Below are 13,136 nucleotides of genomic sequence, written 5' to 3' on the forward strand. Positions count from 1 at the left end.
CAGAAAACCGCACATTGTGCGGTTTCGGGATCTGAGACTCCTTTTCGGACAGGTCAATCGTCGCTTTTAGACATATCTTCGTCAGCGACGACTTCAGCGGCGGCCCATTCCATAGCTTCACGCTCAGCCCGCTCGCGTTCGGCCTTCTCGATCTCGTCGATCATCTTACTGTTGATCTTGCGTGCAGCAATTTCACGTAATGCCATTACGGTCGGCTTATCTTCGCTATTGGTATTTTCAATGAGCGGCGGTACACCGTTAGCGAGCTGACGGGCACGTTTGGATGCCATCATGACCAGTTCGAAACGGTTGTTAACAACTTCCAGGCAATCTTCAACAGTGATACGTGCCATCGGACTCCACTCCAGAATAACCGCTAAGCGCGCCATTGTAGACCGTACACCAAGCAGTAGCAAGATTCGTCTATTTAATCTTTCCGTAAATGATCTACGCGTCGCAGCAGCAGCGCAGCGTCTGTGCTGATGGAACTTCCTGCTTTCGCAGATTTTTCTTGCTGATGAATCCCAATGAGGCTTTACCAGTATGCATGCCACATGCACGTTAAAGAAAAACCCCAACATGCTTTATGGAGTTAATAAGGTTTGGATCAGATTGGCATGCCGTATTTTTTGGGTTTGGCGCCGCAACCGACTTGCCGTGAAGATAGCGCTCATTTCTGAAACTGCAGTTTCGAAATGCTCATTAATAATCGTGTAGTCGAATTCATCGTAGTGCGCCATTTCTTCGTGGGCGGCAGCTAAGCGCAGATGGATGACCTCTTCACTGTCTTGGCCGCGTTTACGCAGGCGTTCTTCCAGTGCGGCGCGTGAGGGCGGCAATATAAATATGCTGATTGCATCAGGGATCTTGCTGCGCACTTGGCGTGCACCCTGCCAGTCGATTTCTAACAGTACATCGTGACCGGCAGCCAGTTGTGGCTCCACCGATTGGCGGGCGGTGCCTTTCCAATCGCCATGGACCAATGCGTATTCAAAAAAGTCGCCTGCCTCAATCATGCGCTGAAATTCATCGGCTGAGACGAAATAGTAGTGCTGTGCATGGCGCTCATTGGGTCTGGGCTGACGTGAGGTGAAGGAGATCGACAGAGCGATTTGTTGATCGCGTTCCAGAGTGGCGTTGACGATGCTGCTTTTACCAGTGCCGGAAGAGGCTGAAACGATGTAGAGGGTGCCGCGCATAGAATAGAGATTGCTCAGTGGACAATGGATCAGGTGGATACTTGGTGTGCGATGTCACTGCCGTTAAAGGCACTATTACGGTTATTCGATGTTCTGCACTTGCTCGCGGATCTGGTCGATCAGTACCTTCAGCTCAATCGTGGCATTAGAAGTGCGGCTGTCCACCGATTTTGAGCCGAGTGTGTTGGCTTCGCGGTTGAATTCTTGCATTAGAAAATCCAGGCGCCGCCCGACGGGTTCGCGTTGCTGGAGGATGCGATGTAGTTCGCTGATGTGACTGCTGAGTCGATCCAACTCCTCATCCACGTCTAGCTTTTGTAGCCATAGCACCAACTCTTGCTCAATGCGACCGTGATCGACGGGATACGACAGGTGATTCATGCGAGCGTTTAGTTTGTTGTGTTGGCCTTCGCGGATGGTGGGAATCAGGGTGCGAACCTCACCGACGATGCGTTCAATGGCACTAGCACGTTGCGCGATCATTGCTTGCATTTTGAGACCTTCGCGTTCCCGCGTGGCAATGAAGTTATCCAGTACCTTATCTAGCAGCGCCACGGCGTGTCCTTGTAACGTGGTCATGTCGATCTGCTCACCCTTCAGGACACCAGGGATCTGTAGCAGCTCTGCAAATGTGACACGTAACGCGGGGAACTGTGCTGATAGGCGTAGTGCCAGGGTGCTGAGATGGGATAACAGCAGTTCGTTCACTACCAGCTTCCCAGTGTGGATCTCCTGTGGTGATAGGCGTACCGTCAAATCGAGCTTGCCGCGGCTGACCCGTGCGGCCACGCGCTCACGTAGTTGTGATTCCAGAGCACGGAGTTCTTCAGGAAGGCGTATGACGATATCCAGGAAGCGGTGGTTGACTGAACGCAGCTCGCAGGCCAACAGGCCCCATGGTGTAAGGTGCTCATCTGCGGCGAACGCAGTCATGCTATGGATCATATTGCTCTCAAAATATGGATGGTACCCTAGCGCGCCCATGCGGGGCCTTAAGGTGGTTCAATTTTTCATTCACTATGACTAATAAGAAAAAACCAATATGAATGTTTCACGTCCCAGTGGTCGTCAAGCCGATGCGTTGCGACCGGTGCGTATTGAGCGCGCCTTTACCTGCCATGCTGAAGGCTCAGTTCTAGTCAGTTTTGGTAACACCTTGGTGGTGTGCACTGCAAGTGTGGAGGCCAAAGTGCCCGTGTTTCTGCGCAATAAGGGGGAAGGGTGGATCACTGCCGAATATGGAATGCTCCCACGTTCCACCCATACGCGTTCCGAGCGCGAGGCCGCACGTGGTAAACAGGCAGGGCGTACCTTGGAGATTCAGCGTCTGATTGGACGTGCACTGCGCACCTGTGTCGATCGCACTGCATTGGGCGAGCGCACGATTACCTTGGATTGTGATGTGTTACAGGCAGATGGCGGCACCCGTACCGCAGCGATCACGGGTGCTTATGTTGCCTTGGTCGATGCGGTGCGTTGTTTAGAGCAGCGAGGTCAATTGAAGAAGTCACCACTGATTGGTGCTGTAGCGGCTGTCTCGGTTGGCATTTACCGTGGTATGCCAGTCTTGGACCTGGATTACCCTGAGGACAGTGACTGCGACACTGATATGAACGTCGTCATGAACGATGAGGGTGGTTTTATCGAGTTGCAGGGGACCGCTGAGCAGCAGGCATTCCGCCGCGGTGAACTGGACATGTTATTGGCGTTGGCTGAGCGCGGCACCGCCATGCTATTTGACATCCAGCGTGAAGCGTTGGCCCGCTAGAATCGCAGATCTGTTGGGCGCCACATGCATTGCAGTGATGATTGACGATGGAGCCATCCACGGGTAATGCATCAATATGATTGGAACCGAAGATGATGAAAAAACTAGTTCTTGCCAGTGGCAACGCAGGCAAGCTTGGGGAATTACGCGCCATGCTTGCCGGAGTGGCATTGCAGATCACCGCACAGGGTGAATTTGGTGTGCAAGATGTGCCGGAGACTGGCTTGACCTTCATTGAGAATGCACTGATCAAGGCGCGTCACGCGTGCCTGATGACTGGTTTCCCAGCCTTGGCGGATGATTCGGGGCTGATTGTTGATGCCTTGGGTGGTGCGCCCGGGCTGTACAGCGCACGATATGCTGGTACCCCGACGGATGCGGCTGCCAATAATGCCAAGTTGTTGGAGATGCTGCGTGACGTTCCTGCGGGCAGGCGCTGCGCGCGTTTTTATGCCGTGATTGTCTTGTTGCGTCATGCCGAGGATCCGCAGCCACTGATTGCTGATGGTTGTTGGGAGGGAGAGATCGCCTTTGAACCGTGCGGCAGTGGGGGCTTTGGTTATAACCCGATCTTCTTCGATCCCTTATACGGAATGACTGCGGCACAGATGGGGGCTGAATTAAAAAATAAGATCAGCCACCGTGCCCGTGCGTTGGAGAGGTTGCGTGACTGCTTGCATACATTCATGGCTTGATCCATGCCATACACCAGAGCGGCGTTATTAGCAGATCACACCTTCATTGCACACTGGATTTGATATGTGCCGCCTGGCTGCCGTTGCGATGGAGTGAACAAGCACCCGCCCGTCGATGGTGTTCCTGTCACTCGGTGTTACGCGCGGTGAACATGATTAAACCTTTAGCCCACTTTTTTGGGGTGTTTGTTTCGTTTCCTTATCGCCATTCTATTGTTGCCCATGTTGATCCCGCCGCCACTTTCGCTATATGTGCATTTGCCTTGGTGCGTGCGTAAGTGCCCGTACTGTGATTTCAACTCTCACCAAGCCAAGGGTGCACTCCCGTTCGATGCTTATGTCAACGCATTACTGCGTGACCTGGAGTACGACTTACCTTTGGTGTGGGGCCGTGTTGTGCACAGTGTGTTCTTGGGTGGCGGCACGCCCAGCCTATTCCCCCCGGAAGCGATTGACCGTTTTTTGCAGATCGTTGCGGCGCGGCTGCGTCTTGCTCCGGATGCTGAAATCACCCTGGAAACCAATCCGGGGACTGCCGAGTATGGTCGTTTTGATCGTTATCTTGCCGCTGGCATCAATCGGCTGAGCTTTGGTATCCAAAGTTTTAATGATGCTGCACTGCGGCGATTGGGGCGGATTCATGACAGCCTCCAGGCTGAGCAGGCTGTGAAACTGGCACAAGATGCCGGGTTCACTAACATCAACCTGGATCTAATGTATGCGCTGCCAGAGCAAACCTTGCTTGAAGCCGAGCACGACTTACAGCGTGCATTTGCCCTGGCGCCTACCCATCTTTCCTATTATCAGCTCACCCTTGAACCCAATACCGTCTTCTACGCCCGCCCGCCGCAGGGCATTCCCGATGACGATGCCGCGTGGGAGATGCAGGAGCATACCCAACGCCTGCTTGCTGAGGCTGGTTACCAGCATTACGAGGTCAGCGCTTACGCCCGTGAGGGCTGGCAGTGCCTGCATAATCTGAACTATTGGCGCTTTGGAGACTACCTTGGTATCGGTGCCGGGGCACATGGCAAGATCACTTCCGGAGTGTCACAGCATGTGTTGCGCCGCTGGAAATGTAAGCATCCGTACACCTACTTGGACAACGCTGGTACCGTCTCTGCGATCGGTGGTGATGAGATTGTGCCAACGGCACGCTTGCCATTTGAATATATGCTCAATCTATTACGCCTGCGCGAAGGATTCCGATTACAGGATTTTGCTGTACGTACAGGACTGACCGTTGAATCAATCCATGCAGCATTGAGAGAGGCTGTTGCACGCGGTTGGTTACGATGTGAACTTGAACACGTCATCCCGACTGAATTAGGGTTGCGTTTTGCTAACGATGTCATCAACTTATTCAATGAATAAGCGGTGCATGGCCTCTTTGCCAGAAACGTGCTAGAAATGTGCGGTTTATCAAAGTATTGATTACATCGGATGTTTGCGGAACCGCTCGGCAAAACTTCCAGCCTACCTGCCAATATGGCCTTGTCTCCTCGCGCTAGTGTGCTGTTGCAGGGAGTGCTGAACTGTTGCCTGGATAGTTTGGGTCCAGTACTTATGGACACCTTAGCCGCGTTGGAGCAGGAATTGTTTCAGCTCGCCGCGTGCGCGCCCAGCACTCAGCAGCAGGTTGAGCTGTATGTGGATATGAAGCGCCTGCGTGACCGTAAAGAAAGCTTCATACCGTGTTTCTGTGAAGGTTTGGTGCGTGCTTTTGGCGCATTGAACATGCCGTGTGAGCAGATGACAGCTGCTGCACTGCCACTGGCTGAAAATAGCGAGATAGATAGGGACATCGTGTTGCATGACATCGCCGGTCGCAGTGTGGTACGCCATCTGGATGCGCTTCAGATGCTTGGCCAGCGTTTGGCGGTGTTAGTAGCCATGCCGGCATTCCAGCCCGAGCGGATGCCTATGGGGCCGCAGCTGCTGTGTCGCATCTTGCGTGAGTGTGGAGAAACATTGGGGCTGAATCCAAACACACAGGTGACGCTATACCGTGTGTTTGAATCTAAGAGCATGGACCGCTACGGTCACCTGCTTGAGTGTGCCAACCGCCTGCTGGATCAAGCCGGTATCTTGCCCAGGTTGGTTTCTCTGCCCGAGGCGGCGCGTTCAGTGTTACCGCGTCCACACGATCTGCCTGGTAATCCTGCCGACACGGTGATGTGTTCGACCGAATGGTGCAACGCGACGCTGGCGCCGCGTTGCACCCCAGTGACTGCACAAGGCGTGAATGTAGCCCAGCTGCCAGCGGTACCTCAGTGTTCCACGATCACGAATGGAACGGGTGTTGATAGTGATGTGGGCACTGATACAACGTTCCCATCGGTTGCCCCTGATCTCAGCCAGATGTCTGATGTACTCCAGACCCGCATGTCCACTTTATTCTTACCTTCTGGAGCAGGCGGTGAGACTGTTTTATGTCCACCAGGGGTTCAGCTCAACGGGCAATTTGCTGTGATGCCGAGTGCGTTTCCTGGGTACAAGATGAAGATGAGCCAGGTCTTCACCTTCCCTTCCGATACAGAGATTAAAAGTAATCAATCTTCTGATGCCCCTCAGGCCAGGACATTGACTCCATTTTCTGCATCGTACCTGTCAGGTATGGACTTGAATCAGTTGCTCAGCGCGTTACAGGCTCGTATCGCTGCGACTTCCCCTCGCGGTGGTGCTTGGCGCAGTGTGCGTGAGTTACGTCAGCACGTGCTGGTTAACATACGTGCCCGATATGGGGTAGCAGCCGTCTTGTCGGCACAGGATGAGCACGTTTTCGAACTCATTGACATGTTGTACAGCGAGATAGAACGCGAGGTCCGTGGCAGTAGCACCGTGGCAGATTTGCTGACACGGTTGCAAGTGCCGGTGCTGCGTGCGGCCTTGCGGGACCCCAGATTCTTCGTCCGCGATCAGCATCCAGCACGCGAATTGCTCAATGTTATTGCTGAATCTGCCTCCACTTGGCTCGGTGATGAAGAGCTTGACCCGCAATTATTGCAACTTCTCAACAGCGCCGTGGACAAGGTGCTGCATGAGTATCAGGGTGAAGAAGCGGTGTTTGTTCAAGCGTATCAGGACATCCAAGTCGGCTATTGTGCACAGGTGCATCGGGTAGCGGTCACCGAGCGTCACTATATTGAAGCCGCACGCGATCAAGAACGCTTGGCGCTTGCCAAGCGCCAAGCGACTGAAACCATCGAACTCCTGTGTGCCGTTGCTCCGCCGCCCCGTTTTGTGAAGACTCTGCTGCGTCAGGCATGGTTAGACGTATTGACGCTGAGTGTGTTGCGTCAAGGAAAAGAGTCGCCTGAATGGCAGGAACATGAAGCATTGACCGAGCGCATTTGTGCGATCACTTCCACCCCAGCCGGTGGTGCCAGTGATCTTGTGTTGAGGGAACAGGTCGAGCAATCCTTGTACCACGTTGGTTATGGCAACATTGAGGCCAGCGCGATTGCACGCCGCTTATCTACACCAGACGGTGAGGATGAATTGATGTCCCGGACCGAATTGGCAGCGCGACTGAAGCACCACACCAGGTTTGGTGAGCAGATTGAACCAAGGCCATTACAGGAGACTATCCTGCCTCGTAACACCGTTGAAGAAACATGTTACGCACAGTTGCGCACGTTGCCGTTTGGTACCTGGTTGGAGTTTGTGATGAATCAGCAAGGTGACGTGCGTCGTCAGCGCTTGTGTTGGTACAGTCCGGTGACAGACCATGTCTTGCTCGTCAACCCACGTGGACAAAAGAGCACCGAACACACGCTGGACACGCTTGCACGGCTGCTTGCAAACGGTCAGCTTCGTATCTTCACTGAAGAAGAGGGGCGGTTGATTGACCGCGCGTGGAGTGCAACGCTGCGTGCGCTGCGTCACCTACTCGGTGCGCGAGATACTTTTGAGAATCTCCACGCATGATTCATGAATCTCGCCGTACACTGCGCCGCCAAGTATCCGGACGCATTGGCGTTCTCGACATGGTGGCTGAGCACATGATTGGCCAGCTCAGCAACCTTTCAGAAAACGGCATGCTTGTCTTGTCCCATACCTCTTTGGTTGACGATGCCTTGTACCAGTTGCGTTTTCAACTATCTGACCAGCAAGAGCGGTTGCGACAGATTGACGTTGGTGTGCATCTGTTATGGTCCAGGCCAGCACAGGAGTGTGGGCATGTATGGGCTGGCTTCCGCTTCTTGACAGTGTCCGATGAACATCGACAGTACCTGTGCCGTTGGGTCGACGTTGGGTATTGAGGGTATTGACATGGTGCGAACGCAGCGCTGAGTTCGGTTAACCTCATGGAAGAAGGAGCCATCGCCACTGAACCTGCTCATGGTGTGGATCTCAGACGAAGGAATCCGTTGCACAGACCAATGCATCAATGTTTTGAGGTTCAAATGCAGAATGACCTGCACCTGGGGTGATCTTCAAACTGGCCTTTGGCCACGCTTTATGCAGGTCCCAGGCATTTTGAAGAGGGCAGACGACATCGTAGCGACCATGCACGATGACGCCAGGAATATTCGCAATGCGCTGCGCATCGCGTAGCAATTGGTCTTCCACCTCAAAGAAACCGCCATTCACAAAATAGTGGTTCTCAATCCTGGCGAACGCCAACGCAAAATGCGGGTTTTCGTGACTGGCGATGAAATCTTGGTCCATGTATAAACAGCTGGTTGCCCCTTCCCAGAGGCTCCATGCCTGGGCTGCCGCCAAGCGTGTGGCCTCGTCGTCACTGGTGAGACGGCGATGAAAAGCCGAGATCAAATCGTGGCGCTCTACCGGCGGGATCGCTGCAATGTAACGATCCCAGGCATCTGGAAACAGACGGCTCGCCCCCTCCTGATAGAACCATTCCAATTCCCAGCGGCGTAACATGAAAATGCCTCGTAACACTAATTCTGTCGTTTGCTCAGGATGGGTTTGGGCGTAAGCCAGCGCCAGGGTGGATCCCCAACTGCCACCGAACACTTGCCAGCGTGTAATCCCTAAGGCGACCCGTAGTTTCTCAATGTCGGCCACCAGATCCCAGGTGGTGTTATTGGTCAGGTTGGCATGCGGCATCGAACGCCCGGCACCGCGTTGGTCAAACAACACAATGCGGTATTTATCGGGATCATGGAAACGCCGCATCTTGTCATTGCAGCCGCCGCCGGGGCCACCATGAAGGATCACAACGGGCTTGCCATGCGGATTGCCGCACTGCTCGTAATAGAGCCTGTGGCTGTCATCAACACACAACATGCCATGGTCGAAAGGGGTGACCTCAGGATACAGCGTACGCATAGACGATACCTGTTAGGAAATAGTAAACAGCGAATGTACTACCAATCACGGTTTTCGATTACTGCTTCGGTCCCCGCTGAGTCGTTTTAGATATTGGCAATGCAAGCCACATGAGCAGCGATGAAGTTGCGTACTACAGGTTTAATCCATCAATATCCTGCGTGCGTTGTCAAGCTGATTGTGCGGGAAAGTAAGTGCCTCCTACATCTCATTGCAGGACGCTAAAGAGGCCGACCTGCTGACATTGCGACCGCAATGCGCTCCACAGATGAGCAGCCTTTGGCTGGGATGCCGACTTGAAAATGGCCTGCATTGTATTGAGTACGACACACAGTACCGCTGTGCTTTTAAAAACCAGGACAGCGCCCCACGGTGACGCGGTCGCGTGCTTCCAAGTCTTGCATGGTGGCCACTGCCACCAATCCCGCAGTGTGCAGTAATGTTCGCACGGCCGCACCTTGATCCCAACCATGCTCCAGCACTAACCAACCCCCTGGCCGTAAATGTGCTGGTGCCCCTGCAGCGAGGATGCGCAGTGCGTCCAATCCGTCGCCACCAGAGATCAATGCCGATGGTGGTTCAAAACGCAGATCACCCTGCGTCAAATGTGGATCAGTGACGGCAATGTAAGGGGGATTGCTGACGATCAGATCAAAGCGTTCCCCCAACAGTGCCTCATACCAATTGCCTTCTCGAAACACCACATGATTTAGCCCATGTGCGCTGGCATTGCGTGCGGCAATGTCGAGCGCGGCTGCGCTGTTATCGGTGGCTAACACCTGTGCTTGCGGCCGTTCGCAAGCAATAGCCAGTGCAATGGCGCCGCTGCCGGTGCCCAGATCGGCCACGCGTCGCTCTGAAGCATGGTCGAGTCGCTGCAATGCTTGTTCGACCAACGTTTCTGTTTCTGCACGCGGAATCAGCGTTGCTGAGGACACAATTACATCAAGCGTCCAAAATCCACGCCGCCCAATCAGATAAGCCACGGGGATACCGCGAGCACGTTGCTCCACGAGCGCTTGGAAGCTCTCCGTCGCTGCCGCTGCCAGGGGGATGTCCCCATGGGTGAACAGCCACGCCCGATCGCAGTCCAGAGCATGCAACAGCAAGGCTTCTGCATCGACTCGCTCAATGCGTTCAGTGGCGGCGGCAAGCAAAGCGATCGGTGATGGCATTGAAAGGCTGGATTGTGGAGCAAAGCAGGGTGCTGATTATCGGTCCTCATCCCTATCACTGCATCCTTTAAGAAAATGAAGACGGCAACACTGATTGCTGTGAAATAGCATCGGTATTTTATGACTTAAAACACCCACTCCATGCCTGCCCAAACCTGTGCACATAGCCTTTCTACGGATCACCATGCTTGGTGCTTTGCGAACGTGTGCCCAGTGCGCTGACACATATGGCGGCATTTATTGCAATTGTTGCTATTAACTTGGAATGAAAGCGATAAAAAAGTCGTGTCTTAATGCGGTTTTGTGCAATGACTGCTCCATCTGTGCCAAGGAAAAATCGCCCCGTAACTGATTGCGTTTATTCCCATGCGTCAATGGTGTTTGGTGATCTGTTGAAGTACCTCATCGGCTCAACTGGGGCCAACAATCGTCTGATTGTTGGCGTACTTTTCTGCTATCTGTCTATTGGTATATAAACGAGTAAATACCTTTTGTTATATAAAATCGTGACATATTTCTATAAATTATTATGAAATACAACAACGAGAAAAAGTGCTGGAAATATCTTCCGTTGCATTGCAATACTGGATTGAAGAATTAATGAACATTGAAGTTGACGGAGGTATTAATAAAGACACCATCCACAGAAGTGCCAATCCAATATTGCAAAAAAATACCTTCCAGATATAGATTTTATTAGAAATGAAATAAAGTCTGGTAAAGGTTATATCGAAATATCTAATGTGCCAATTGACAGAACAATCCCGCCGCCGCCTTCTGACGGTTTACCTCACCCTAATAAAGGCCACCTTTCCGAACTTTGCTTACTTTGAATCACCTACACGTTGGGTTTGAATCCTTTCTCCTATCAAGAAGAAAAGTGTGGCGCCTTGGTGCATGACATTGCCCCGATTGCAGGCAACAAAAAAGTGTTTCTAGCAATGGTGTTATCAGCTTTGATTTCCATACCGATGGTGCATATCTTGAACGCCATCTCCGCCCGCATACGTTATCTTTACTGTGTTTGGTTGATATATCACAGAAAGGTACATGGCTTGCTTCTTTGCAAGCAGCATTACCCTTACTCAGTGCATCTAAGATCAATGCATTAATGCGTGATGATTATTATCATGTCTCCCCTGAAACCTTTCAGGTGAAAGTCCCCAAGCGTCGATCATTCATATTAGATAAGGTAGACGGTATGTATGAGGTCAAAGCAGCATTGCATCATTCGCGTGGACTCACTTCAATAGCATCCAATGCATTGCATTCATTACGCCGTGCTTTGCAATCTGTGTTGATCATTAAACGGTGGCAGCCAGCAGACCTGCTTATTTTTAGTAACCTGCGTTGTATGCATGGACGCGGCGAGATACAAGGGCAACGCTGGTTGCAACGGTGTTATGGATTGTATGTTTTTCCGTCCGGCACCGTGTTTCAATTGAGTCAACCCTTATTATTTCAAGGTGATGCATGATCGTTGAAGTGTTGATTAGGGTATTTTTCTTAATATGTACTGCCGCGCTTGGATGGGGTGCCGGATATATCTTGAAATTAAGTTCAAAAGAGATATCTTCATTGTTGGTCTATGTAATATCGCCATTCGTTATTTTTGTTTCCATATTGCAATCTCCTGCGGATTGGACCTATTTTGCATATTCATTGGGTGCATTATTGACAGCATCCGTCGCTGCTTTTCTTGCATACGGTCTGGCGCGAATGATATGGAGTGATGGAAGAGTGAATCTTTTTTCATTTGCAGCAGGCACAGGAAATACAGGATATTTTGCATTACCCCTTGCATTTGCACTGTTTAATGCACAGCAAATTGCTATTGCCGTTTTTATCATCATCGGTATTAATATCTATGAGTTTACTGTTGGATATTTTATTGCCGCGAAGGGTACATTCAAAACAACAGATAGTTTGCAGAAAATAGTTCGGCTCCCAATACTGTATGCAATTATTCTTGGAATGACGTTTAAAAAGTGGGGCATTGATGTAGGAGCAACATTACTCTCTGCGATGTCCAATTTTAAAGGTGCTTATAGTGTGTTGGGGATGATGGTGATTGGGGTGACCCTTGCGTCTTACCAAAAGATCAAGATTGACTGGGGGTTTTTAATAGCCACTCTCACGTGGAAGCATCTGATCTACCCTGCTGTTGGAGTATTGATTTTTTATTTTATAACTCCAGTGTCCATCGACACACTTGCAGTGATTGTCATGATGTTAGCAACACCAATGGCTGCTAATACCGTTGTGGTGGCAAACACTCTCAATCTCTATCCTGAGAAGGCTGCTTTTTCTGTGATGGTAAGCACGTTTCTTGCTGTTGTGACAGTTCCTTTAGCAATTGTATGGGTGACTCGCCTGTCTCGTTGATGTTTAGAGTTTATGAGGTGGTTGGATTCTGGGTGATCCATGATGTTTTTCCGTGATGCGTATTGGGGAGGGCATCCATCTTCGCCGCCCTGGGATTTTTGTATATCGCGCGTGCTAAGCCGGTTGGTTTGAATGGCATATTGCTCTATGTCCATCTTGGCATTGCATTTTCTGCATCAAACTAATAGTGCCTTCTAAAACGCATCAAGTTGCTGGATTCACGCTGCGCTCACAAGCGTCACAGGTGATTGACGTGAAGTTAGAAGGGGGTAATTAATCTTGGTGGTTTTGATTTTTATGCTGCTTGTCATGTTGTATTGCGTGAGTATGTCAAAAAAATCATCTTCAATTATTCGAAATATTGATTTTCATCAATATTAAAATGATGTAAATCACAATATTGGTTGTGGTGATATTAGGTGATGCCAATCCCAATATCTAAAAAAATAATTTAAATAAATTGATTTTTATTGATTAATCGGTGTTAGCTAATAGCTAGCCGTCTAAATGCGTCAGAATTTTAGGTGCCCTCTATATACAGATGTGAAAGTGGAAAGTGTGATTATTTTTGTTATTTATCGTGATGTTGATTAAAGAATTTTTAGTCATTTTTTTA

At 50.9% G+C, this 13,136-nt stretch carries 12 protein-coding genes; 7 read left to right on the forward strand and 5 right to left on the reverse strand.

Annotation, left to right across the window (positions count from 1 at the left end; genetic code table 11):
• Window positions 1-53: 53 nt before the first annotated feature.
• The 3 genes from rpoZ to F7G16_RS07325 all read right to left on the reverse strand — a co-directional run bounded on the left by rpoZ (window position 54) and on the right by F7G16_RS07325 (window position 2,144).
• Window positions 54-353 (reverse strand): DNA-directed RNA polymerase subunit omega, encoded by a 300-nt coding sequence (rpoZ, locus tag F7G16_RS07315; protein ID WP_004089002.1) that lies wholly within the window; start codon window positions 351-353, stop codon window positions 54-56.
• Between the two features lie 231 nt (window positions 354-584).
• Window positions 585-1,199 (reverse strand): guanylate kinase, encoded by a 615-nt coding sequence (gene gmk, locus F7G16_RS07320; protein WP_004089000.1) that lies wholly within the window; start codon window positions 1,197-1,199, stop codon window positions 585-587.
• A gap of 81 nt (window positions 1,200-1,280) precedes the next feature.
• Window positions 1,281-2,144 (reverse strand): YicC/YloC family endoribonuclease, encoded by an 864-nt coding sequence (locus tag F7G16_RS07325; protein WP_011097757.1) that lies wholly within the window; start codon window positions 2,142-2,144, stop codon window positions 1,281-1,283.
• Window positions 2,145-2,241: 97 nt separating this feature from the next.
• Here F7G16_RS07325 and rph point away from each other — a divergent pair, with 97 nt between their 5' ends.
• The 5 genes from rph (at window position 2,242) to F7G16_RS07350 (ending at window position 7,927) form a co-directional block, all read left to right on the forward strand.
• Complete coding sequence (gene rph / locus F7G16_RS07330; protein ID WP_004083697.1) at window positions 2,242-2,967, forward strand: ribonuclease PH; 726 nt, start codon at window positions 2,242-2,244, stop codon at window positions 2,965-2,967.
• Window positions 2,968-3,062: 95 nt separating this feature from the next.
• A complete protein-coding gene (gene rdgB, locus F7G16_RS07335; RefSeq protein ID WP_011097758.1) occupies window positions 3,063-3,662 on the forward strand; it encodes an RdgB/HAM1 family non-canonical purine NTP pyrophosphatase in 600 nt (199 codons plus the stop codon).
• Between the two features lie 216 nt (window positions 3,663-3,878).
• Window positions 3,879-5,036 (forward strand): radical SAM family heme chaperone HemW, encoded by a 1,158-nt coding sequence (hemW, locus tag F7G16_RS07340; RefSeq protein ID WP_038231889.1) that lies wholly within the window; start codon window positions 3,879-3,881, stop codon window positions 5,034-5,036.
• A gap of 69 nt (window positions 5,037-5,105) precedes the next feature.
• Window positions 5,106-7,592 carry a DUF1631 domain-containing protein gene (locus tag F7G16_RS07345; protein WP_004088987.1) on the forward strand — a complete coding sequence of 829 codons (2,487 nt, stop codon included), beginning with the start codon at window positions 5,106-5,108 and terminating at the stop codon, window positions 7,590-7,592.
• The gene (locus F7G16_RS07350) at window positions 7,589-7,927 is read left to right on the forward strand and encodes a PilZ domain-containing protein (RefSeq protein ID WP_004088978.1); all 339 of its coding nucleotides are present in this window, start codon (window positions 7,589-7,591) and stop codon (window positions 7,925-7,927) included. Before F7G16_RS07345 ends, F7G16_RS07350 begins: the two co-directional genes overlap by 4 nt.
• A 91-nt stretch (window positions 7,928-8,018) precedes the next feature.
• On the opposite strand, the gene pip is transcribed toward F7G16_RS07350, so the two are convergent.
• Together pip and prmC are read right to left on the reverse strand one after the other, a co-directional pair.
• On the reverse strand, window positions 8,019-8,960 hold the full coding sequence (pip, locus tag F7G16_RS07355; RefSeq protein ID WP_004088975.1) for a prolyl aminopeptidase: 942 nt from the start codon (window positions 8,958-8,960) through the stop codon (window positions 8,019-8,021).
• A gap of 347 nt (window positions 8,961-9,307) precedes the next feature.
• Entirely contained in the window at window positions 9,308-10,135 is an 828-nt protein-coding gene (gene prmC, locus F7G16_RS07360; protein WP_004088973.1) for a peptide chain release factor N(5)-glutamine methyltransferase, read from the reverse strand.
• A 1,018-nt stretch (window positions 10,136-11,153) separates the two neighbouring features.
• On the opposite strand from prmC, the gene F7G16_RS07365 reads away from it, so the two are divergent.
• Together F7G16_RS07365 and F7G16_RS07370 are read left to right on the forward strand one after the other, a co-directional pair.
• Window positions 11,154-11,612: a TauD/TfdA family dioxygenase gene (locus F7G16_RS07365; RefSeq protein WP_228762626.1), complete on the forward strand. Its 459-nt coding sequence runs from the start codon at window positions 11,154-11,156 to the stop codon at window positions 11,610-11,612.
• A complete protein-coding gene (locus F7G16_RS07370) occupies window positions 11,609-12,520 on the forward strand; it encodes an AEC family transporter (protein ID WP_004088966.1) in 912 nt (303 codons plus the stop codon). The genes F7G16_RS07365 and F7G16_RS07370 overlap by 4 nt, the downstream gene beginning before the upstream one ends.
• The last annotated feature ends 616 nt before the right edge of the window (window positions 12,521-13,136 follow it).

The organism is Xylella fastidiosa, assembly GCF_011801475.1.
GTDB lineage: Bacteria > Pseudomonadota > Gammaproteobacteria > Xanthomonadales > Xanthomonadaceae > Xylella > Xylella fastidiosa.